The 21,406-nt window shown below is 70.0% G+C and carries 23 protein-coding genes and 3 tRNA genes; 16 read left to right on the top strand and 10 right to left on the bottom strand.

Translation table 11 applies throughout. From position 1 onward, the window contains the following. Positions 1 to 7: 7 nt before the first annotated feature. The 3 genes from ACFVSU_RS11610 to ACFVSU_RS11600 are packed head-to-tail and all read left to right on the top strand — an operon-like array spanning position 8 to position 4,105. Entirely contained in the window at positions 8 to 727 is a 720-nt protein-coding gene (locus ACFVSU_RS11610; RefSeq protein WP_387142574.1) for an HAD hydrolase-like protein, read from the top strand. Then, the gene (locus ACFVSU_RS11605) at positions 720 to 1,991 is read left to right on the top strand and encodes a hypothetical protein (RefSeq protein WP_387142571.1); all 1,272 of its coding nucleotides are present in this window, start codon (positions 720 to 722) and stop codon (positions 1,989 to 1,991) included. The genes ACFVSU_RS11610 and ACFVSU_RS11605 overlap by 8 nt, the downstream gene beginning before the upstream one ends. Positions 1,992 to 2,026: 35 nt before the next feature. Further along, positions 2,027 to 4,105 carry a bifunctional lysylphosphatidylglycerol flippase/synthetase MprF gene (locus ACFVSU_RS11600; protein WP_387142568.1) on the top strand — a complete coding sequence of 693 codons (2,079 nt, stop codon included), beginning with the start codon at positions 2,027 to 2,029 and terminating at the stop codon, positions 4,103 to 4,105. A gap of 91 nt (positions 4,106 to 4,196) precedes the next feature. Here the strand turns inward: ACFVSU_RS11600 and ACFVSU_RS11595 are convergent, their stop codons facing one another. Further along, positions 4,197 to 4,403, bottom strand: a complete 207-nt coding sequence (locus ACFVSU_RS11595; protein ID WP_137845695.1) for a cold-shock protein — start codon at positions 4,401 to 4,403, stop codon at positions 4,197 to 4,199. Positions 4,404 to 4,778: 375 nt separating this feature from the next. Here ACFVSU_RS11595 and ACFVSU_RS11590 point away from each other — a divergent pair, with 375 nt between their 5' ends. Both ACFVSU_RS11590 and ACFVSU_RS11585 read left to right on the top strand, forming a co-directional pair. Next, positions 4,779 to 5,411 carry a GntR family transcriptional regulator gene (locus ACFVSU_RS11590; RefSeq protein WP_387142564.1) on the top strand — a complete coding sequence of 211 codons (633 nt, stop codon included), beginning with the start codon at positions 4,779 to 4,781 and terminating at the stop codon, positions 5,409 to 5,411. A 46-nt stretch (positions 5,412 to 5,457) separates the two neighbouring features. Continuing rightward, a complete protein-coding gene (locus tag ACFVSU_RS11585; RefSeq protein ID WP_387142561.1) occupies positions 5,458 to 5,949 on the top strand; it encodes a GNAT family N-acetyltransferase in 492 nt (163 codons plus the stop codon). Between the two features lie 61 nt (positions 5,950 to 6,010). Here the strand turns inward: ACFVSU_RS11585 and ACFVSU_RS11580 are convergent. Next, positions 6,011 to 6,094: transfer RNA gene (locus ACFVSU_RS11580), tRNA-Leu, on the bottom strand. A 157-nt stretch (positions 6,095 to 6,251) separates the two neighbouring features. Here ACFVSU_RS11580 and ACFVSU_RS11575 point away from each other — a divergent pair. From ACFVSU_RS11575 to pknB, 7 genes are all read left to right on the top strand, one after another. Continuing rightward, a complete protein-coding gene (locus ACFVSU_RS11575; protein ID WP_387142558.1) occupies positions 6,252 to 6,995 on the top strand; it encodes an FhaA domain-containing protein in 744 nt (247 codons plus the stop codon). Further along, positions 6,992 to 7,531, top strand: a complete 540-nt coding sequence (locus tag ACFVSU_RS11570; RefSeq protein WP_387142555.1) for an FHA domain-containing protein — start codon at positions 6,992 to 6,994, stop codon at positions 7,529 to 7,531. Before ACFVSU_RS11575 ends, ACFVSU_RS11570 begins: the two co-directional genes overlap by 4 nt. An 18-nt stretch (positions 7,532 to 7,549) precedes the next feature. Beyond that, the gene (locus ACFVSU_RS11565) at positions 7,550 to 8,788 is read left to right on the top strand and encodes a PP2C family protein-serine/threonine phosphatase (protein WP_387142552.1); all 1,239 of its coding nucleotides are present in this window, start codon (positions 7,550 to 7,552) and stop codon (positions 8,786 to 8,788) included. Continuing rightward, entirely contained in the window at positions 8,785 to 10,179 is a 1,395-nt protein-coding gene (locus ACFVSU_RS11560; RefSeq protein WP_387142549.1) for an FtsW/RodA/SpoVE family cell cycle protein, read from the top strand. The genes ACFVSU_RS11565 and ACFVSU_RS11560 overlap by 4 nt, the downstream gene beginning before the upstream one ends. After that, a complete protein-coding gene (locus ACFVSU_RS11555) occupies positions 10,180 to 11,640 on the top strand; it encodes a penicillin-binding transpeptidase domain-containing protein (RefSeq protein WP_310286875.1) in 1,461 nt (486 codons plus the stop codon). Further along, on the top strand, positions 11,637 to 13,346 hold the full coding sequence (locus ACFVSU_RS11550; protein ID WP_387142545.1) for a serine/threonine-protein kinase: 1,710 nt from the start codon (positions 11,637 to 11,639) through the stop codon (positions 13,344 to 13,346). Before ACFVSU_RS11555 ends, ACFVSU_RS11550 begins: the two co-directional genes overlap by 4 nt. A 94-nt stretch (positions 13,347 to 13,440) precedes the next feature. Next, a complete protein-coding gene (pknB, locus tag ACFVSU_RS11545) occupies positions 13,441 to 15,135 on the top strand; it encodes a Stk1 family PASTA domain-containing Ser/Thr kinase (protein WP_387142543.1) in 1,695 nt (564 codons plus the stop codon). A 25-nt stretch (positions 15,136 to 15,160) separates the two neighbouring features. Here pknB and ACFVSU_RS11540 read toward each other — a convergent pair whose 3' ends face one another. From ACFVSU_RS11540 to ACFVSU_RS11530, 3 genes are read right to left on the bottom strand one after another with little or no spacing between them, the layout of a single operon-like run. After that, positions 15,161 to 15,802, bottom strand: coding sequence for an anthranilate synthase component II (locus tag ACFVSU_RS11540; protein WP_387142540.1), 642 nt, complete (start codon positions 15,800 to 15,802; stop codon positions 15,161 to 15,163). Then, positions 15,799 to 15,990 (bottom strand): hypothetical protein, encoded by a 192-nt coding sequence (locus tag ACFVSU_RS11535; protein WP_387142537.1) that lies wholly within the window; start codon positions 15,988 to 15,990, stop codon positions 15,799 to 15,801. Before ACFVSU_RS11535 ends, ACFVSU_RS11540 begins: the two co-directional genes overlap by 4 nt. Then, positions 15,990 to 16,787 (bottom strand): class E sortase, encoded by a 798-nt coding sequence (locus tag ACFVSU_RS11530; protein WP_387142534.1) that lies wholly within the window; start codon positions 16,785 to 16,787, stop codon positions 15,990 to 15,992. Before ACFVSU_RS11530 ends, ACFVSU_RS11535 begins: the two co-directional genes overlap by 1 nt. Positions 16,788 to 16,842: 55 nt before the next feature. Here ACFVSU_RS11530 and ACFVSU_RS11525 point away from each other — a divergent pair, with 55 nt between their 5' ends. Further along, positions 16,843 to 17,082 carry a cell division protein CrgA gene (locus ACFVSU_RS11525; protein WP_045301992.1) on the top strand — a complete coding sequence of 80 codons (240 nt, stop codon included), beginning with the start codon at positions 16,843 to 16,845 and terminating at the stop codon, positions 17,080 to 17,082. Positions 17,083 to 17,247: 165 nt separating this feature from the next. Here the strand turns inward: ACFVSU_RS11525 and ACFVSU_RS11520 are convergent, their stop codons facing one another. Continuing rightward, complete coding sequence (locus ACFVSU_RS11520) at positions 17,248 to 18,138, bottom strand: rhomboid family intramembrane serine protease (protein WP_387142530.1); 891 nt, start codon at positions 18,136 to 18,138, stop codon at positions 17,248 to 17,250. A gap of 87 nt (positions 18,139 to 18,225) precedes the next feature. Further along, positions 18,226 to 18,798 (bottom strand): peptidylprolyl isomerase, encoded by a 573-nt coding sequence (locus ACFVSU_RS11515; protein ID WP_387142527.1) that lies wholly within the window; start codon positions 18,796 to 18,798, stop codon positions 18,226 to 18,228. A 99-nt stretch (positions 18,799 to 18,897) separates the two neighbouring features. On the opposite strand from ACFVSU_RS11515, the gene ACFVSU_RS11510 reads away from it, so the two are divergent. Beyond that, the gene (locus tag ACFVSU_RS11510; protein ID WP_387142525.1) at positions 18,898 to 19,413 is read left to right on the top strand and encodes a DNA helicase; all 516 of its coding nucleotides are present in this window, start codon (positions 18,898 to 18,900) and stop codon (positions 19,411 to 19,413) included. Beyond that, positions 19,406 to 19,903 carry a YbaK/EbsC family protein gene (locus tag ACFVSU_RS11505; RefSeq protein WP_310286861.1) on the top strand — a complete coding sequence of 166 codons (498 nt, stop codon included), beginning with the start codon at positions 19,406 to 19,408 and terminating at the stop codon, positions 19,901 to 19,903. Before ACFVSU_RS11510 ends, ACFVSU_RS11505 begins: the two co-directional genes overlap by 8 nt. Positions 19,904 to 19,919: 16 nt before the next feature. Here ACFVSU_RS11505 and ACFVSU_RS11500 read toward each other — a convergent pair whose 3' ends face one another. The 3 genes from ACFVSU_RS11500 to ACFVSU_RS11490 all read right to left on the bottom strand — a co-directional run bounded on the left by ACFVSU_RS11500 (position 19,920) and on the right by ACFVSU_RS11490 (position 20,591). Then, positions 19,920 to 20,360, bottom strand: a complete 441-nt coding sequence (locus ACFVSU_RS11500; protein ID WP_387142521.1) for an NUDIX hydrolase — start codon at positions 20,358 to 20,360, stop codon at positions 19,920 to 19,922. A gap of 73 nt (positions 20,361 to 20,433) precedes the next feature. Beyond that, positions 20,434 to 20,506, bottom strand: a tRNA-Ala gene (locus ACFVSU_RS11495). An 11-nt stretch (positions 20,507 to 20,517) separates the two neighbouring features. Next, a tRNA-Ile gene (locus tag ACFVSU_RS11490) sits at positions 20,518 to 20,591 on the bottom strand. 87 nt (positions 20,592 to 20,678) lie between these two features. Here ACFVSU_RS11490 and ACFVSU_RS11485 point away from each other — a divergent pair. After that, on the top strand, positions 20,679 to 21,392 hold the full coding sequence (locus tag ACFVSU_RS11485) for a VIT family protein (RefSeq protein ID WP_387142518.1): 714 nt from the start codon (positions 20,679 to 20,681) through the stop codon (positions 21,390 to 21,392). The last annotated feature ends 14 nt before the right edge of the window (positions 21,393 to 21,406 follow it).

Raw genomic sequence — 21,406 nt, 5'->3', positions numbered from 1 at the left:
GGTCCCTATGCCGACCCGATCGCCGTGGACCTGTGTGCTGTGGGACGTCGACGGAACGATCGTCGACGCGTCCGACGGCATCCTCCGTCGCCTCACGATCGCCCTCGAGCACTTCGGCAAGCGTCCGCCGACCCGCGCCGAGCTCGTGCACTGGATCGGCCCGCCGATGTACGAGTCGTTCCAGGTGAACGTCGGCATGACGCCCGAGCAGTCGGCCGAGGCCGTCGCCTTCTACCGCACGCTCGGCAAGGCGGACGGGTACACGACGGGCGCCAAGCTCTTCCCCGGAGTGGGTGAGCTGATCACGGATGTCGCGGCCGCCGGCATCCCGCAGGCGACCGCCAGTTCGAAGCCCGAGGTGCAGGTCGTCGCCCTCATGGACCACTTCGACCTGTCGACCTCGCTCACCGCGATCGTCGGTGCGACGCCGGACGAGAAGACGCTCAGCGCGAAGTCCGACATCGTCGCCGAAGCGCTGCGACGCCTCGCCGCCGCGGGCGTCGACACGAGTCGTCCCGTGCTCGTCGGCGATCGGCACCACGACGTCGACGGCGGCGCGGCCCAGGGCGTGCCGGTGATCTTCGTGCGGTGGGGCTTCAGTTGGCCGCACGAGTCCGAGGGCGCGCAGGCGGTCGTCGACGACGTCGACCAGCTCCGTGCGCTCCTGCTGTTCGGCGAGCACGCCGACGAGGGTGCGGCCGCGACCGCCGGCGTCGCCGATGCCTGAGCTCGCCGCCGCGATCCTGGGGTGGCTCGTGCCCGCCCTGGTCGTGTTCGGCGTGACGGCGATCGCCGTCGCCGTCGTCGTGTGGGCCGTGCGCCGCGCGCGTCGCTCCCCGCGAGCCCGCGCCGCCGCCGAGCGGGAGCGAGCCAAGGCGGGCGCGACGCTCGTGAAGCTCGACGACGAGGTCGGCGAGCTCGACCTCGAGGTCGGCCTCTCCGGCGCCCTCTACGGCGGAGACGCCCCCGCCTCGCTGCGGCGGGCACGCCTCACGGCGCAGCACGTCCGGGACGACGCCTTCGAGGAGTACCGCGCGATCAGCGATCCCGCCGTCGCCCCCCACGAGGTGCAGCGGGTCTCCGCGCGCATCGAGCGCCGCACGGGCGAGGCGCTGGCGATCGTCGCCGCCGCCCGCAAGGAGCACGGCGCGTGGGTCACGGCGAACGTGTCCGCGGCCGGGCAGATCGCCGCCGCCCGCCGCCGCCTCGCCGAACTCCACGCGTCGATGGGCGATCCGGCCGCGCTCGTCGCCGAGCTGTCATCCCGCTTCGCCGAGGACGAGTGGCGGGATGCCTCGCGCTCGGCGCACGCCGCGCTCTCCGAGGTGACCGCCGCCGAGCGCCACCTCGACGCCGCCGCCACCCGCGCCGCCGACCCGTCGCTGAGCGCCCTCCCCGATCTCGCCGCCGCCGAACGGGCCCTCCGCCAGGCGGAGGCGGACGCCCGCAATCTCGAGGAGACCCACCGCCTCGTGCTGCAGGCGGCCCTGGCCGTGCCCGACGAGATCGCGTCGGCGCGCACCGCGCTGCGCCAGGCCTCCGTCACGCGCGAGCACCTCGATGCGCCCGACGCCGCGCGGCTGGGCGCGGAACTCCACGCCATCGACGCCGAGCTCAACCGCATCGAGACGGATGCTGCCCGCCACCCCACGCGCACGGTGGACGCCATCGCGCGCCTGCGCAGCCGGCTCGACCTCGCCCTCGGCGACGCCCGCACCTCGCAGCAGCGCCTGCGCGGCGCGCGCACGGCCCTCCCGGGCACCCTCGCCGCGGCGCGCGGCGCACTCGCGCAGGCCGAGGCATCCGTGTCCCGTTCGCGTGCCGGTGCCGATGCGCGCTCGCGACTGCTGTCGGCCCAGCGCGAACTCGCCCAGGCCCGCCAGGCGCAGGACCCCGTGGCCGCACTCGACGCCGCCCGCCGCGCGATGCGCGACGCCGAGGACGCGAAGGCCCTGGCCGACTTCGCCCGCCAGGCCGGCGCGCTCGGATAAGCGACAGCGGGAAGACCCCCCGCTACCCTGAACGCATGAGCGACGGGGCGACTCAGAGACCGAACCGCGTGCTCGCCGGGGTGGGGCGGATTCCGGCGACACTCACGATGATCGCGCTGGTCCTGGTGACCGGTGTCGTGTGGCAGGGACTGTGGCAGCCGTTCGAGGACTCCGATGTCTTCGACGCCGTCGCCTACGGACTGCCCGCGCTCGAGGCCGGCCGATGGTGGACGCCCTTCACCGGCACCTTCTTCGTCAATGCGCCGTGGGTCTACCCGTTCACGATCGCGAGCTTCGTCGGCATGGCGTACCTCGAGTTCCGGCGCGGCTGGCGCGTGGCCCTCGCCTACTACTGGGTCGGCCAGCTGTTCGCGATCTTCGCGACCGCCCTCGTGCTGTGGGGATGCTCGCTGGTCGCGTCGTGGGACTGGGCGCAGACCCAGGCCGCGGCGCTGGACGTCGGGCCGTCGGGCGGCACGTTCGCCTGCATCGCCGCGGCCGTCGGGCTCCTGCGGAGCCCCTGGCGCGTGCGCGCATGGCTGGTGCTGCTCGGGTATGTGTTCGTGGCGATGCTCTTCTGGGGCACCCTCGCCGACCTCGAGCACCTGCTCGCCGTACTGCTCGTGCTGTTCGTCGACCGGTCGCTGCGCGTCCAGCGCACCACGATGCGCGAGCAGCGCCTCATCGCCTTCATCGCGGTGCTGGTGCTCGGCGCCGTCGAGGTCATCACGATCCTCGTGCCGACCGACGGCCCCCTCGGCTCCACGGAACCCGCCTCGGGCGGCTTCTGGGACTTCGCGATCGACGTCGTGATCATCCTGATCATCGCCAACGGCCTGCGACGCGGGCGACGGTGGTCGTGGGTCCTCGCGGTCATCCTCGCCGGCTTCAACATCCTGACCGCAGTCCTCGTCGGGGTCGCCATCATCATCGCCTCCGAGGCCCAGGTCGAGGCGACGATCGACGGTGAGACCGAGTTGTCGCTGGCCAGCGGCGCGATGTGGCTGCTCATGCTCATCTACCTGATCCGGGTGCGGCGGGCGTTCCGGGCCCGGCGCCGGTCGCGCATCGGCCTGCAGCCTTCCCCGGCTGTCGAGGACGTGAAACGGATGCTGCACGCCCACGGTGGCGGCACGCTCTCGTGGATGACGACCTGGGAGGGGAACACCTACGCCCGCACCGCCGACAGCATCGTCGCGTACCAGCGGCGCGCGGGCGTGGCGCTGGCCCTCGCGGACCCGATCGGTCCGGACGCGTCGCGCGCGGCAGCCGTCGAGGAGTTCATCCACGATGCCGAGCGGGCGGGGCTGGTCCCGTGCTTCTTCAGCGCCGACGAGGCCACGCGGGCCGCCGTGCCGGCCTCGTGGCGCAGCCTGGTCGTGGCCGACGACACGATCGTGGACCTTCCCGGCCTCGAGTTCACCGGCAAACGGTGGAACTCGGTGCGCTCGTCGCTCAACCGGGCGGGGCGCGAGGAGATGACGTTCCGCATGACCCACCTCAAGGAGGAGTCGTGGGGCGTGCAGCAGCAGCTGCGGGCGATCTCGGAGATGTGGGTGGGCGACAAGGGCCTCCCCGAGATGGGGTTCACGCTCGGCACGCTCGTCGAGGCGGAGGACCCGGAGGTGCGCCTCGCCCTGGCGCTCGCGCCGAACGGCGACGTCGACGGGTTCCTGTCGTGGCTGCCGGTCCACGGCCCAGACGGTGTGGTCCGGGGATGGACCCTGGACCTGATGCGGCGGCGCGACGGCGGCTTCGGCCCGGTGATGGAGTACCTGATCGGCTCGTCGGCGAGGCTGTTCTCCGACGAGGGCGCCGAGATCATGTCACTCTCGGGCGCGCCGCTCGCCCACGACTATCCGCCGGACGCCGGCATGATCGCGGCGCTCAGCGACAGACTCGCCGACGCCCTCGAGCCGGTGTACGGGTTCCGGTCGCTGCACCGCTTCAAGGAGAAGTTCCACCCGCGGTACGAGACCATGTACCTGCTGTTCCGCGACGAGAGCGACCTCACGCGCATCGGCGGCGCCCTCACACGGGCGTTCCTGCCCGACGCGACGCTGCGTCAGTTCGCCGGAGCCGGGCTCGAGCTCGTGCGCGGCGACCGGGAGTGATGCTCGACCGGCGCACACGCGCGCGACGAAGCCGCGGCACCCACCAGTGGGATACCGCGGCTTCGACCGCGTGAAGCGATCGGTCCGCCGATCAGATCGGGCGGATGTTCTCGGCCTGGAGGCCCTTGGGTCCCTGCGCGATCTCGAACTCGACGCGCTGGTTCTCCTCGAGGGAGCGGTAGCCGCTCGACTCGATTGCGCTGTAGTGCGCGAAGACGTCTGCGCCACCCTCATCGGGAGCGATGAAGCCGAATCCCTTTTCCGAGTTGAACCACTTGACGGTGCCCTGCGTGCTCATTACTTGCCGTTCTTCGTTGATCTCGTCGCGATTGCGGCGATTGCAATCCAACGTAGTGAAGAGGCGGGCGCGCGGCGAGACCCAGTTGCGAAGGTGACACAAATGTTGCACAGCGTCTGTTGACGAGGCAGGGACCATCGTCCGCCCGGGCTGAGCTTGGCTCGAAAGCCCGGGCGTCGACGGATCCCCCCGGATAGGCCACGTCGTAACGTGGACAGGGAACATCGTACCGATATATCAGTGCAAGAGCGAGGCCGGTTTCCTCAGCGTTTCCGCATGTTCCGATGGGGTCCCACGGCCCCCTCGGCGGCCTCCTCAAGGCGCGCTCAAGCGGGTCTATGCACGTGAATCCTCCGGCGTACACTGGTGCCACTCATGAGTGCCCCCTTCGTCCCGCTCGAGCCGAGCCGCGCCGTCCTCGGAGACGAGGTTTACGCGCGCCTGGGGGAGGCGATCCTCGACGGGCGGCTCGCCCCCGGCGAGCGTCTGCGCGACCAGGAGCTGGCGGAATGGCTCGGCGTCTCGCGCACTCCGGTGCGCGAAGCACTGCAGCGACTGGAGCGGGCCGGCCTGGTCGAGGTGTCGCCCCACCGCTACACGCGGGTGTCGCACCCCAACCAGCAGAACGACACCGTTGAGCTCGTCGCCTTCAACATGGGCCTGGCCGTGCGCATGGCGTCGGCGCGCGCCGACGCCGACGCCCTCGGGCTCGCGCTGGAGCGCCTGGACGACGTCATCGCCGCGTCGCGCGCCAACGACCCGGAGGCCCTCGGGCTGGCAAGTCACGCGTTCTTCTCCGTCGTCACACGTGCGAGCGGGAACTTCGCGCTCCTGCAGTTCGTCCGCGAGTACGAGTTCGCCATCCGGCGCGACATGGTGGGCTGGCGGCCGTTCATCGAGTGCCCGATCGGCCGCACCGCCGCCTACGAGGAGTTCCGCGAGGCGTTCGCCTGTCGCGAGGCCGATCGCGCCGAATCCCTGCTCCGCAGCATCCACGGCCTGAACTGACACCCGCCCTTCCTCGGTGACGGATGCCGCGGCTACCGTGAAGCGCGTGAACCACATCGATCTGCGACCCCTGGACGACGACGACCTCGACGCCGTCTTCGAGATGATGCGCGACCGTGAGGCGATCGCGATGGCCGCATTCACCGCGGAGGATCCGGACGACCGCGCGGCCTTCGACGCGTGGATCGAACGGCAGCGTGGGATGGCCGACGTCCTCTCCTTCGTGGTCACCGAGAACGGCGGATTCGCCGGGACCGCGGCATCCTTCACCATCGACGGCGACCGCGAGGTCACCTATTGGATCGCCCGCCACGCCTGGGGCCGGGGCGTCGCGACCGCGGCGCTGCGCCACCTGATCTCGCGCGAGCCGATTCGGCCGCTGTTCGCCCGCGTGGCCGCCCACAATGCCGCCTCCATCGCCGTGCTCACGAAGGTCGGCTTCACCGAGGTGTCGCGCAACGTCGACTTCGCCCCGGGCGTCGGCCGCGAGATCGAGGAGATCGTCTTCGCACTGCCCCCGGCCCTCGACGGCGCGTAGCGCCAGGGAGGTGTGGGCGAAAAAGAAGAGGACCCCCTCTCGGGAGTCCTCTTCTGCGCTGTGCGCGAGGGGGGAGTTGAACCCCCACGCCCTTTCGGGCACTGGCACCTGAAGCCAGCGCGTCTGCCTATTCCGCCACTCGCGCGAGCCGTGGGATCCGGAGATCCCGCGAAACTCAACTTCCCGAGGATATCATGCGTCGCGGCCCCTTCCGAACTCACCTGGTCGGGAGTGCGATCCATCACGGGTACAGCCTGTGCAATTAGCATGTAGCAACCGGCACCCCCCTCAAGAGGAGCTCCGTGGGACTACTTGACAGCTTCGAGAAAGGTCTGGAGCGCGCAGTCAACAGCGCGTTCGCCAAGACCTTCCGCAGCGGCATTCAGCCTGTCGAGATCGCATCGGCCCTGCGCAGCGAACTCGACAAGAAGGCGGCGGTCGTCAGCCGCGACCGCATCCTCGCGCCGAACACGTTCACGGTGCGCCTGTCGCCCGCCGACGACGACCGCATCTCGGCGCTCGGCGATGCGCTCCTGCACGAGCTCGACACGCTCGTCCACGCGCACGCCAAGGCGCAGGGGTACTCGTTCGCCGGTCCGGTGACGATCGCGATCCGCCGCGACGAGGAGATGTCGACCGGCACCCTCCGCGTCGAGTCGTCGACGGCGCAGGGCGGCCGTGTCTCGTGGCGCGGCGTCGTCGACGTCGAAGGCCGTCGCATCCCCTTGACGAAGTCGCGCACGGTCATCGGCCGCGGCAGCGACGCCGACATCACGGTCGCCGACTCGGGCACCAGCCGCAAGCACGTCGAGATCCTGTGGGACGGCGAGCGCGCCATGGTGCGCGACCTGGGCTCGACCAACGGCACGATGCTCGACGGCCGCAAGGTGACCGAGGCGGCGCTCCCGCCCGACGCGACCGTGCGCATCGGCCGCACCGACATCGTGTTCCGCGTCGTCGCGCAGGCGAGCGCGCCGCGGCCCGCAGCATCCGTCGACGATGCCACGCGGGCGTTCGACGCGCAGGAGAGGGGCCCGCTGGCATGAGCGAGCTCACCCTGCTGCTGCTGCGCATCGGGTTCCTGGTGCTGCTGTGGGCGTTCGTCTTCGCCGTCGTCTACTCGCTGCGCGCCGACCTGTTCGGCGTGAAGGTGAGGCGGATGCCGGATGCTGCCGCCGCCGCAGCGGCCGCGCCCGTGGCGTCGGCTGCCGCCGCGTCGTCCGTCACCGCGCCCGTCGCTCCGGCGGCGCCCGCTCCGGTGGCCAAGCCCGGCGGACCTGCCACGACCGCCACCGCGTCGCGCATCGTCATCACGAGCGGACCGAAGACCGGGCTCGAGCTCCCGCTGGGGAACGAGCCGCTCACGATCGGCCGCTCGAGCGAGTCGGGACTCGTCGTGCGCGACGACTACACATCGAGCCACCACGCACGCCTGGTGCTGTGGGGCGACCAGTGGATGATCCAGGATCTCGACTCGACGAACGGCACGTGGCACGACGGTGCCCGTGTGACCGCCCCGGTCCCCGTGAACCTCGGCGCCCCGATCAAGGTCGGCGCGACGACGTTCGAGCTGCGGAAGTAGCGGGCGGACCCCTCGCACATGGTCTTCCAGGGCTCGAGCGCCGCGATCTCGCACACCGGCAAGGTGCGCTCCAACAACCAGGACTCCGGGTACGCCGGCTCCAACCTGTTCGTCGTGGCCGACGGCATGGGCGGACACGCCGGCGGCGACGTCGCGTCGAGCCTCGCGATCTCGCGTCTGGAGGGTCTCGACCGCCCGTTCGACTCGACTTCCGAGGCGGAGCGGGCGCTGCGCGACGCGATCTCGGATGCCGCGGTCGACCTCGTCGACACGGTCGGCGTCCGGCCGGAGCTGGCCGGCATGGGCACCACGGTCAGCGCGCTGATCATGGTGGACGACTACGCCGTGATCGCCCACATCGGCGACTCGCGCATCTACCTGTACCGCGACGGCGCCCTCACGCAGATCACCACGGACCACACCTTCGTGCAGCGCCTCGTCGACTCGGGCCGCATCACGCCCGAAGAGGCGCGTTACCACCCCCGCCGCTCGGTCCTCATGCGCGTGCTCGGCGACATGGACACCGATCCCGAGCTCGACACGTTCATCATGCCGACGCAGCCGGGCGACCGCTGGCTGCTGTGCTCGGACGGCCTGTCGGGCGTGGTCGACGACCCTCACACGTCCAAGGCTCTCGGGCTGGGTCTCGCCCCGGGCCGCACGGCCGACAACCTGCTGAAGCAGGCGCTGGACGGCGGCGCCCCCGACAACGTCACGATCGTCATCGTCGACGTCGGCGGGCAGCATCCCCTCTTCTCGGGAACACCTACCATCGTGGGCTCCGCGTCCAACCCGGTCGGCGTCGAGGTGCCCGCAGCCGCGCCGCGGCGTTCGAGCTGGCTGCACCCGAACCGCCAGGCGGCGAACGAGCCGACCCACTTCGAGCCGGCCCCGGAGTTCCTCGAAGAGCTCATCGAGGAGGACCGTCGCCGGGCACGTCGCCGCCGCGTCGGCTGGATCGCCGGCGTCGCCCTCGTGCTCGTGATCATCGCCGGAGCCGCGTGGATCGGCTACCAGTGGACGCAGACCCGGTATTACGTCGGCGCCGACGAGGACACCGTCGTCATCTACCAGGGCGTGCAGCAGAGCATCGGGCCGATCTCGCTGTCGACCCCGTACGAAGACACCGGGATCCCGCTCGATTCGCTCTCGGACTTCGCCCGTGCGACGGTGGAGCAGACCATCTCGGCGAACTCCCTGTCGCACGCGCGGCAGATCGTGTCGGGAATCAGCGACCTGGCGGGAGGCGGCGGATGAGCGCCTCCACAGGCACGCCGACCGACGCGGTCTCGACCGACACCGCTGTGGTGCGGGCGCTGCGCCGCATCCGGGTCCCGCAGACGCAGCGCAACCGCGAGCTGGCGCTGCTGATCTTCGCGTTCGCGATCAACGGCTCGGCGATCGCGCTCGTGCAGCTCGGCTCCGAGGGCGTGATCGACTGGACGTTCCTCGTCTACTGCGGCGGGCTCACCGCCCTGGTCATCGCGCTGCACATCCTGCTGCGCCTGCGCGCCCGCGCCGCCGATCCGTTCGTGGTCCCGATCGCGACGCTTCTCACCGGGCTCGGTCTCGCGATGATCTACCGGCTCGACCTGTACTGGGACCGCCACGGGTGGGACGCGTTCTCGACGCGGCAGCTCGCCTGGGCGGCGATCGCGCTGGTCGCGGCGATCCTCGTGGTGATGTTCCTCAAGAACTACCGCGTGCTGTTCCGCTACACGTACATCTTCGGGTTCGTCGGCATCGTGCTGCTGATCCTGCCCGTGATCCCGGGCCTCAGCGGCGGCGGCAACGCCGACGTGTGGGTCGACTTCGGCTTCTTCACGTTCCAGCCGGGCGAGCTCGCGAAGATCGCACTCGGCATCTTCTTCGCGGGCTATCTCGTCCGCACGCGCGAGAGCCTGACCTCGACGGGCACGCGCTTCCTCGGCATGACCTGGCCGCGCGCCCGCGAGCTCGGCCCGCTGCTCGTGATCTGGCTCGTGTCGCTCGGCATCATCGTGCTGCAGCGCGACCTCGGAACCGGTGTGCTCATCTTCGGCATGTTCGTCGCGATGCTCTACGTCGCCACGGGCAAGACCAGCTGGGTGCTCATCGGCGTCGTGCTCGCGGTGTCGGGCGCTTTCCTCGCGTCGCGGATCCTGCCGTACGTCGGCGCGCGTTTCAACAACTGGCTCGACGCGTTCAACCCGGAGTTGATGGACAACTCGAGCTACCAGCTCGTCAACGGCATCTTCGGCATGGCGAACGGCGGGCTGCTCGGCACCGGGCTCGGCCAGGGACGGCCGTACCTCACGCCCGTCGCGGAGAGCGACTACATCCTCCCGGCACTGGGCGAGGAGCTCGGGCTCATCGGCGTCTTCGCGATCCTGTGCCTGTACATGGTGTTCACGAGCCGCGGCATCCGCATCGGCCTCGCCGGGCAGGACGACTTCGGCAAGCTCCTCGCGACCGGCCTCTCGTTCACGATCGCGCTGCAGGTCTTCATCATGGTCGGCGGTGTCACACGCCTCATCCCGCTCACCGGCCTCACGACACCGTTCCTCGCGGCCGGTGGCTCGTCGCTCGTGGCGAACTGGATCATCGTCGCCCTGCTGCTGCGCATCTCGGATGCCGTCCGCAGCCGGCCGAGGGTGGTGATCGGCTAGATGACCAAAGAACTCCGCCGGCTCAGCATCCTGATGCTGATCATGTTCCTCGCGCTGTTCGGGTCGACGAGCTGGATCCAGGTGATCCAGACCGACGAGCTCGCCGCGAACCCCGCGAACCGCCGGGCGCTCTACGACTCGTACGAGGTCCAGCGCGGATCCATCATCGCGAGCGGTTCGGCCATCGCGTCGTCGGTGCCGTCCGGCGACCTCTACAGCTGGCAGCGCGTGTACACGGATGCCGACATGTGGGCGCCGGTCACCGGCTACATCAATCCCGCCCTGAACTCGGCGACCGGCATCGAGCAGGCGATGAACCAGGAGCTCAGCGGCACGGCGGGATCGCAGTTCCTGTCGCGCGTGGAGCGCATCTTCACCGGGCAGCCGCCGCGCGGCTCGAACGTCGTGCTGTCGCTCGACGCCGACGTGCAGCGCGCGGCCTACGAGGCGCTGGGCGACCTGCAGGGCGGCGTCATCGCGATCGAGCCGTCGACGGGCCGCATCCTGGCGATGGTGACCAGCCCCAGCTACGACACGAACGTGCTGGCCTCGCACGCCACCGGCGAGGTGAACGCCGCGTACGACGCGTTGGTCGCCGACCCCGGCAAGCCGCTGTCGAACCGCGCGATCGCGGGCGACCTCAACCCGCCGGGATCGACCTTCAAGCTCGTCGTCGCCTCCGCGGCGCTCGCCTCGGGCGACTACACGCCCGCGTCGACGCTCCCGAACCCCGCGACCTACCAGCTGCCGCAGTCGTCGAGCGTGGTGCACAACGCGAGCGGCGGCACGTGCGGCGGCGGCGACACCGTCACCCTCGCCGACGCGCTGCGGCTGAGCTGCAACATCCCGTTCGCGGAGCTCGCCGTCGAGCTCGGCGACACCGCGATCCGCGAAGAGGCAGAGAAGTACGGCTTCAACCTGTCGTTCGAGCTGCCGCTCATCTCCACGCCCTCGGGCTACCCGCGCACGATCCAGGACGACGCGCAGACCGCGCTGAGCGGCTTCGGCCAGGGTCAGGTCACGGCGACGCCGCTTCAGATGGCGATGGTGTCGGCCGGCATCGCGAACGGCGGGATCGTGATGAACCCGCGCATGGTGGATCGTGTGATCGGCCCGGATCTGTCCGTTCAGAAGACCTTCGACGACAGTGAATTCGGGCGTGCCCTCGACACGGGACTGGCGGACGAGCTGGTGGCGATGATGGTCGCCAATGTCAGTGACGGTGCTGCGTCGGGTGCAAGAATAGACGGGGTCGACGTGGCCGGAAAGACGGGTACCGCGGAGAACACGGGCGATGAGCCGTACACGCTCTGGTTCACCGGGTTCGCACCCGCCGACAACCCCGAGGTCGCCGTCGCCGTGGTCGTCGAAGACGGCGGCAGGCAAGGACAATCGGGCAGCGGCAATACCATCGCCGCTCCTATCGCGAAGAAGGTCATGGAGGCGGTGCTGGGACGATGAGACCGACGCAGGGCGTGACCTTCGGCGGCCGATACGAACTCGATTCGCGCATAGCGATCGGCGGCATGGGCGAGGTGTGGGAGGCGACAGACCACGTCATCGGACGAACTGTCGCCATCAAGATCCTCAAAGACGAGTACATGGGGGATCCGGGCTTCCTGGAGCGCTTCCGCGCCGAGGCCCGCCACGCGGCGCTCGTCAACCACGAGGGCATCGCCAGCGTGTTCGACTACGGCGAGGAGAACGGCAGCGCCTTCCTCGTGATGGAGCTCGTCCCCGGCGAAGCGCTGTCGACGATCCTCGAGCGCGACGGCTCCCTGTCGACCGACAAGACGCTCGACATCGTGGCCCAGACGTCCGCCGCACTGCAGGCCGCGCACGCTGCGGGCCTCGTGCACCGCGACATCAAGCCCGGGAACCTCCTCATCACGCCCGACGGGCGCGTGAAGATCACCGACTTCGGCATCGCGCGCATCGCCGACCAGGTGCCGCTGACCGCCACGGGCCAGGTCATGGGCACGGTCCAGTACCTGTCGCCCGAGCAGGCGTCGGGCCACCCGGCTTCACCGGCCACCGACATCTACTCGCTCGGCATCGTCGCGTACGAGTGCCTCGCAGGCAAGCGCCCGTTCACGGGCGAGTCGCAGGTCGCGATCGCGATGGCACAGATCAACGAGCAGCCGCCCGCGCTGCCCGCGACGGTCGCCGTCCCGGTGCAGAACCTCGTCATGGCGATGATCGCCAAGAAGCCCGAAGAGCGCCCTGCTTCGGCTGCCGCCGTCGCGCGCGCCGCCACGGCTCTCCGCCGCGGTGATGTCGCGGCCGCCGCCGCGGCCGTCCCGGCGATCGCGGGCGCCGCGGCCGCAGGCGACGCCGCCACGCAGCTGCTCGCCTCCGGCTCCGACACCTCCGCGGCCACGCGCCTCATGCCCGCGCCGGGCGAGGAGCCGGTCGAGGAGACGACCGAGAAGAAGAAGCGCAGCCCGTGGACGTGGCCGCTGATCGCGCTCATCGCGCTGCTGCTGCTCGTGCTGATCGGGACGATCTGGGCCGTGGTCGCGAACTCCGGCAACGAACCCGAGCCCGACCCGACGAAGACGTCCGCGTCGCCCTCTGCGACGCCGACCGACACGCCGACACCGACGCCCACCACGGCGAACGTCGTCGCTGACGACTACGTCGGGCAGGACTGCGCCACCGCATCGGCCGCGCTCGACGCGATCGGACTCGGCGCGAGCTGCCAAGAGGGCAACGCCGCGCCCGACGAGGGCAGCGTGGGCAAGATCTACAGCGTCTCGCCGACGGGCAACGTTCCGAAGGGCACGATCATCGAGCTGACGGCATACGCCGGGCAGACCCCGATGCCGGCGCCCTCCACCCCGTCGTTCCAGGGATCGCCGGCGACGGTCGAGCCCGGCGGCACCCTGACCGTGATGTGGGACGGCTACGCCTGCCCGTCCGGCACCGGCTCGGTGAGCTCGTACACCTTCACGGTGCAGAACGGCACCATCGCCAACGGCCCGAACTTCCCGCAGAACGCGCGCAACGCGACCGTGACCGCGGGCGACACGGCCGGTCAGACCGTGATCGTTACGTACACCGTCACCTGCAGCGGCGGCACGGCCGGAAACCGCACGTCGGGCGCTTCCGGCGAGGCGACCGTCCTGATCGAGGCCGCGGCTCCGATCCCGACGCCCACGCCGTGAGCTTGGCTGAGTGAGTCCTCCGAGCGGGTCGTACGGCACGTGCGACCCGCTCGGGCTCGGCTAGTGTGGCTGATGTTCCAGGCAGGGAGTGACCGTGACAGCTGAGCCGCGCGTGCTTTCGGGGCGCTATCGCATCGATGAGCCGATCGGCCGGGGTGGCATGGCGAGCGTCTATCGCGGCTACGACCTCACGCTCGGCCGCGAGGTCGCGATCAAGATCCTCGACCGCGAGCTCGCCGACGACAACGCGTTCCGCACGCGGTTCCGCCTCGAGGCGCAGGCTGCCTCGCGCATGGCCCATCCGACGATCGTGCGCGTCTACGACGCCGGCGAGGACTCCCTGACGGCTCCCGACGGCACCGTGCGTCCGGTGCCCTTCATCGTCATGGAGCTCGTCAAGGGCCGGCTCCTCAAGGAGATCATCTCCGCGGGCCCGGTTCCGGTGACGGATGCCGTGCGCTACGTCGACGGGATCCTCGAGGCCCTCGAATACTCGCACCGCGCCGGTGTCGTGCACCGCGACATCAAGCCGGGCAACGTCATGGTCACCGACGCCGGCCAGGTGAAGGTGATGGACTTCGGCATCGCGCGCGCGGTGTCGGACTCGTCGTCGACGGTCGCCGAGACGACGCAGATCCTCGGCACCGCCGCCTACTTCTCGCCCGAGCAGGCCAAGGGCGAGCCGGTCGACGCCCGCGCCGACGTGTACTCGACGGGCGTGGTGCTGTACGAACTCCTCACCGGGCGTCAGCCGTTCCGCGGCGAGTCGCCCGTCGCGGTGGCGTACCAGCACGTCAGCGAGGCGCCGGTGCCGCCGTCCGAGGTCAACGACACGGTGCCCCGGGCACTGGACACCGTCGCCCTGCGCGCCCTCGCGAAGGACCCGTTCCAGCGCTACCAGGACGCCGCGGGCTTCCGCGAGGCACTCGACGCGACGGTCGACGGCCGGCAGCCCTCCAAGCGCCAGGTGGGCGCCCTCACGAGCGAGCTGTACGGGCCCAATCCGCGGCAGGCCGCCGAGACCGCGCGGTCGCTCCGCCAGCTCAGCACCGACACCACGATGAAGCGCACGCAGGCCGGTCCGCCGGTGGCGTGGATCTGGGCGGGCGTGGCGCTGCTCGCCGTACTGCTCATCTCCCTGCTGTTCTGGGTGCTCACGATCCAGCCGCGCGACGACCTCCCGGGCAACGTGCGCGAGGTGCCGGACGTGTCGGGCATGACCTACGAGCGCGCGAACGACACTCTCGCCGAGTCGGACCTCCGCGCGATCCGCGTGGACGAGGAGAGCACCGACGTCGCGGCGGGCAACGTCATCCGCACCGATCCCGAGGCGGGGACCTCCGTCACGCCCGATCAGCAGGTGAAGGTCTATGTGTCGACCGGGCAGCAGATGTCGACCGTTCCGACGCTCACCGGCCTCGGACAGGATGCGGCGACCTCGGCCATCACCGGCGCCGGGCTGCAGCTGGGCACCGTCACGCAGCAGAACGACAAGGATCTCGCGGCCGGCACGGTGATCTCGAGCAACCCCGTCGACGGAGCCAGCGTGCCCACCGGCACGATGGTGAACCTCGTCGTCGCCTCGGGCCGCGTGGCCATCAACGACGTGCGCGGCTACACCGTCGATGCGGCGACTCGTGAGCTCGAGAACCTCGGCCTCACGGTGATCCCGGCGGAGGACGCGAGCTGCGCGGGCTCCACCCCGCCGACCGTGTCGTCGCAGTCCCTCACGCCCGGGGATGTCCCGGTCCACTCCGAGATCACCCTGACCTACTGCACGGGCGCCTGACCCGCAGGGCTCGCGACCCCGGGCTTCAGCGCCTCGGGCTCAGCGCAGCGCCGCGGGCCGCGGCATCCGTGTATCCGATCGAGGCGAGCCAGTTGCCGAGCAGGCGATAGCCGCCCTCGGTCAGCACGCTCTCGGGGTGGAACTGCACCCCGAGGATCGGCGCGGTCCGGTGGGCGACGCCCATGATCACCCCGCTCGCGGTGCGACTCGTGACGACGAGGTCGTCGGGGAGCGTCTCGGGCACGATCGCGAGGGAGTGGTAGCGCGTGGCTGTGAACGGGTCGGGCAGCCCGGTGTACAGGAGCGAGCCGTCGTGGTGCACGAGCGAGGTCATGCCGTGCATGAGCTCGGGCGCGTGATCGACCGTGGCTCCGTACGCCTCGCCGATCGCCTGATGACCGAGGCAGACACCGAGGAGAGGGATGCCGCCCGCCGCTGCCGCGCGGACCACCTCGATCGACGCGCCGGCGTCGGCGGGCGTGCCGGGGCCGGGGGAGACGAGGACACCCGGCCGGCCTGCGACGTCGCGTGACGGATCGGTGAGGGCGTCCGCCTCGACGAGGTCGGTGTCGGCGCCGAGCTCGTGAAGGTACCCGATCAGGGTGTGCACGAAGCTGTCGTGGTTGTCGACGACGAGGATCGGCGCCGACGGGGAGCGGTCGGTCACGACGACAGCGACGTGGGAGTCGACGCCGCGGGCAGGGTGACCGTGACCTCCTGCGGGTTCACGAACTGACTGACCCAGGGGAAGGCGTAGAAGAGGAGTCCGTACAGCACCGCGGCGATCAGCACGAGCAGGATGAGGACCCGCACCCACCACGGGCCGGGGAGGATCCGCCACAGACCCGCGTACATCAGGCCACCGCCTGGAGGGAGGTGGGCTCGCCGGCCGAGCGGGGGGTGAACGACTCGAACACGCCGTACGCCACGATGCGCTCGGTCATCGCGTACATCGGACTGCAGCTGGTCAGCGTGATGTAGGCGGTGCCTGCGGGGACGTCCATCTGCTGCGGCACGGGCAGGAGCACCTCGACCGCGTTGGGCTTCACATACTCGAGCGTACGGAACCGGTAGGTGTACCAGCCCTCCTGCGTCTCGACGACGATCGCGTCGCCGACGTGCAGATCGGCGATGCGGTTGAAGGGCTTGCCCCATGTGGTGCGGTGTGCGGCGAGGGCGAAGTTGCCCGCCTCGCCCGGCATCTTGGTGCCGGGGTAGTGGCCGATCCCGATGGGGTCGAGGGTGCGGGCGCGTGTCACGCCGCCCGCCATCTGCACGGCGTAGTCCGCACCGAAGCGCGGGATCCGCATGATCGCGAAAGTCTGGCCGTCTGCGGGCTCGGCCAGCACGGGCGGAGGGGCGGTGACGGGCACGGCGTCGGGGTCGGTGCCCGCGTCGGTCGGCGCGGGCGCGGCCTCGGAGTTCTGCTCGTCGAACTGCGCCTGCCACTCCTGCGACAGCTCGGTGCCCTCGGCGTTGCGCTCGGCGCCGTAGATGAGATCGCCCACCCAGAGCTGCCACACGACATAGAGGAGCACGATGATGCCGGCGGTGATGAGGACCTCGCCGATGACGCCGACGACCGACGTGCGCCGGCGCGGGGTTCGGACCCCGCGGGCAGCTCGCCTCGGGCCGGGCAGCACGTCATCCACAGGTGGATTCTAATCAGGGCGGGCTGTGGCGTGGCTGGCAGTTAGACTCTTGTGCATGGCACGACCCGGCAAAGACGACGACTCGCTCGTCGAGCGCGCAGAAGGCGAAGCCGCACCCAACCCGGTGTGGTTCAAGCCGATCATGATCGGACTGATGCTCATCGGTCTGGTGTGGATCCTCGTCTTCTACTTGAGCGGCATGGCGTTCCCGATCCCCGACATCGGGGCATGGAACCTCGTCATCGGCTTCGGCATCGCCTTCATCGGCTTCCTGATGACGACGCGCTGGCGATAAGCGACACTTCGAAAGAGAAACCCCGGTCTACGACGACCGGGGTTTTTCCATGTCCGGATGCTGCGGATCCGACCGATCCGGAGTTGTTAACAAGTCTGTTAACACCTGTGAATTACACCGGTGTGATTCTCCCCAGGGTGTGGATGGACCTGTGGATAACTCTGTTCAGAGGATCACGATCGCCGGGAAGAAGACCGGCACGAACAGGAGCGCCACGAGTCCCGCGCCGACGGCGACGAGCAGCCCGATCTGCAGCCCGCGCTGGCGTACGGCGCGCGTGCGCGTGTAGATGAATGCCACGAGCAGACCGACGACGAGCCCGCCGACGTGCGCCTGCCACGACACATTGAATCCGGGAATGAACCCGATCACGAGGTTGATTCCGAGCACGAGCGCGATGCCGGCGATGTTCGCGCCGATGTGCCGGCCGATGACGAGGAGCGCGCCGAAGAGGCCGAAGATGGCTCCGGATGCCCCGACCACGGGCGTCGTGAACGACAGGAGTGTGACGGCGACCGAGCCGCCGAGTGCGCTCAGGAGGTAGAGCGTGAGGAAGCGCCAGCGGCCGAGGAGCGGCTCGAGGCTGCGTCCGATCATCCACAGGGCGAGCATGTTGAGTCCCACATGCCAGATGCCCGAATGCACCAGAGCGACGGTGAGCAGACGCCAGGGCTGGGAGGTGCCCCGGAACTCGGGGTAGAGCAGCGGTGCCCAGTAGTACAGCGCGTCCTGGATGGCGCCGCCGACGCCGGGGATGAGCGTGAGGAGATAGACGAAGGCCGTGATCGCGATGATCGAGTAAGTCACGATGGGCCGGCCGGACGAGGCCGACATCGCACGAGGGCGCGACCACCGCCGTTCGGCCTTCTTCTGCGCCGGCGACTGCGCCTTCTGCTGATCGCGCAGGCACTCCGGGCAGATGACCCCGACGGCGCCCTGCGTCTGGCACTCCGGGCAGATCGTGCGCAGGCACCGCTGGCACAGCACGAAGCTCTGCCGGTCGGGATGCCGGTAGCAGAAGTTGTCGCGGTTGCGCTGGAAGTCCTGCGTGCTCACGGGGGACCCGTCTCTGTCTCGCCTGGGCTCAGGGATGCGGATGGCCCGAGGCAGCGGTCGCCGCCCCGGGCCGGATGACGCTCGCGCTCAGACGGCGGCGACGTCGATCGACTCGATGACGACGGGCTCGACCGGGCGGTCGCCCGCGGCGGTCGGCACCTCGGCGATCGTGTCGACGACGGCCTTCGATGCGTCGTCGACGACCTCGCCGAAGATCGTGTGCTTGCCCTGCAGCCACTCCGGGCCGCGGCCGCCCTGGCCGGGGACGGTGATGAAGAACTGCGAGCCGTTGGTGCCCTCGGGCTGGCCGGTGATCGCGTTGCGGCGCAGACCCGCGTTCGCCATGGCGAGCTTGTAGGGAGCGGTGAAGGTGAGCTCGCCGCTGATCTCGTCGTTGAAGTTGTAGCCCGGGCCGCCCACGCCCTGACCGAGCGGGTCGCCGCCCTGGATCATGAAGCCCGAGATGATGCGGTGGAAGATGACGTCCTTGTACAGCGGGCCTTCGCCCGGCTTGCCGGTCGCCGGGTGCGTCCACGCCTGCGAACCGTCGGACAGGCCGATGAAGTTCTGCACGGTGCGAGGAGCCTGGTCGCCGAACAGGTTGACGACGATGTCGCCGTAGTTGGTGTGGATCGTTGCGACAGCTGTGTGAAGCGGCATTTCTACATTGTCTCAGAGTTCCCTGCAACCCCTCCCGTCTCAGCGGTGGTCTGGCAAGATGATGAAGAGACCGACATCCCCACCACAGGGAGGGCAACCGTGAGCGTCAGCCGCAAGCGCAAGAAGGAACTCGAGAAGCTGCAGAAGCAGGCCGGAAACCTCTGGGAGGCCCAGCAGGTTCTGGTCGGGGAGGCCGCGACCGTCGCCCGAGAGGCGAGCCGTCAGCTCGGTCACTACGGTCGCGAGCAGGTCAAGCCGCAGATGCAGGCCGGGTACGACAAGTACGCCGCCCCCTATGTCGACAAGGGCAAGAAGGTCGTGAACAACACGGTCATCCCCGCAGCGGGCGCCGTCGTCGGCTCCGCGCTGTCGGTGTGGGACGCCGCCAACGAGCAGCGCTCGCACCTCGCCGCCGGACGCGGGTTCACCGTGCCGTCGTCGTGGGCGAAGGGCGCGCCGGTTCCGGCGAAGAAGGGCATCGGCGCCGGCGGCGTGATCGCCATCATCCTCGGCATCGCCGCCGCGGTGGGCGTGCTGTACGCCGCGTGGCAGACGCTGCGCGCCGACGACGAGCTCTGGGTCGCAGACGACCCGCTGCGCGCACCGGATGCCTGAGCCCACCACGGGTGAGGCTCTGACGGGCGTCGACCGCGTTCGCGCGGCGGCGGCCGAGCGCGGCCTCGAGGTCGAGATCCGGGAGCGTCCGGCGGCGAACAGCCTGCCGGAGGCTGCCGCGATCCTCGGCATCCCGCCGTCGGGCATCGTGAAGACGCTCGTCGTCAAGCGCAGCGACGACACCTACCTGTTCGCCCTGATCCCCGGCGACCGGGCGATCTCATGGCCGAAGCTCCGCGCCATCGTCGGCGTGAACAAGCTCCAGCTGCCGGATCCTGCCCGTGCTCTCGCGGCGACGGGCTACGAGCGGGGGACCATCGTGCCGCTCGGCAGCACGCACGACTGGCCGATCTACGCCGACGCCGAGATCGCGGGGCAACGCATCGCGATGGGGGCCGGCGCTCACGGCTACAGCATGTTCGTCGACGCCGACGCGCTCATCGCCGCCTACGGCGCGACGGTCGCCGACATCTCGCAGCCCATCGACTGACGGCATCCGGCATCCCTCAGTCCGGAGACGGCAGCTCGATCCCCGCCATCTCGAGGGCGATGTCGACGAGCTTGACACGTTGCAGCGCTCGGACCTCGGGGAGCGTGAACCACTCGGCGCGATCGGTCGACCCGTCGGTCTCGTTGCGCAGGCGCCCGCCGGTGATGCGGGCGCGGTAGACGATGCGCAGCGTGTGCAGCGGAAGGTCCGCGCCCGGCTTGAGGCGGCGCCCCGGCGGGATCACGCGGGAATGGATGCCGAGGAGCCCGTCGATCTCGACCCGGTAGCCGGTCTCTTCCTTGACCTCGCGGCGCGCGGCGCTCTCGGGGTCCTCGCCGGCCTCGAGGCCGCCGCCGGGCATCGTCCACGCGGCGCGACGACCCTCGTTCCAGTGCGCGAGCAGGAGGCGGTCGTGATCGTCCACGATCACCGCGTAGGCCGCGACGCGCAGGTCCATGCTTCACCCTAACTGCGCGGAGCTCGTGGAAGAACGCAGAAGCCGGTCCCTCTCGGAACCGGCTTCGTGTCTGTGGAGCCTAGGAGATTCGAACTCCTGACATCCTGCTTGCAAAGCAGGCGCTCTACCAACTGAGCTAAGGCCCCGGGGCTTACGGTGGGGCTACCAGGACTTGAACCTGGGACCTCTTCATTATCAGTGAAGCGCTCTAACCGCCTGAGCTATAGCCCCGTTTGACTGCGGAAACTGCGCTCCGCAACCTCCAAGACTTTACCCGACGAATCGCGAATCTCCGAATCGGGCTGGTTGACTGGGCCCGTGACAGAGATTTCCCATCCTGGTGAACCGCACGGGGTCCGGCTGGGGGAGCGCCTCAACTGGCTCCGCGCCGGTGTTCTGGGCGCGAACGACGGCATCGTCTCGGTCGCGGCGCTGGTCGTCGGCGTCGCGGGCGCGACGACCGACACCGCTGCGCTGTTCACCGCCGGCATCGCCGGCCTGGTGGGCGGTGCCATCTCGATGGCGCTCGGCGAGTACGTCTCGGTGAGCAGCCAGCGCGACTCGGAGCGGGCGCTGATCGCCAAGGAGCGCGGCGAGCTGCGCGACATGCCCGAGGAGGAGCTCGACGAGCTCACCCAGCTCTACCGCGACCGGGGCCTGTCGGATGCGACGGCACGTCAGGTCGCCCTCGAGCTGACCGCACACGACGCGCTGTCGGCCCACCTCGAGGTCGAGCTGCACATCGACCAGAACGACCTCGTAAACCCGTGGCATGCGGCGATCTCCTCAGCCATCTCGTTCACGCTCGGTGCGCTGCTGCCGTTCCTCGCGATCCTGCTCCCACCGCCCGAGTGGCGCGTGCCGATCACCTTCGTGGCGGTGCTCATCGCTCTGGCCGTCACAGGAACGGTCTCGGCGCACCTCGGCGGCGCTCCGAAGGGTCGCGCCGCGATCCGCCTCGTCATCGGCGGCGCGCTGGCCCTCGTCGCGACGTGGCTCATCGGCACCCTGCTCGGGACCACGGTGGTCTGACCCGCAAACGCCGA

It is taken from the genome of Microbacterium sp. NPDC058062 (genome assembly GCF_042885375.1).
Classification (GTDB): Bacteria; Actinomycetota; Actinomycetes; order Actinomycetales; family Microbacteriaceae; genus Microbacterium; species Microbacterium trichothecenolyticum_C.
Note: the sequence above shows the minus strand (reverse complement) of the source record. Positions and strands in the feature narration are given on the sequence as shown.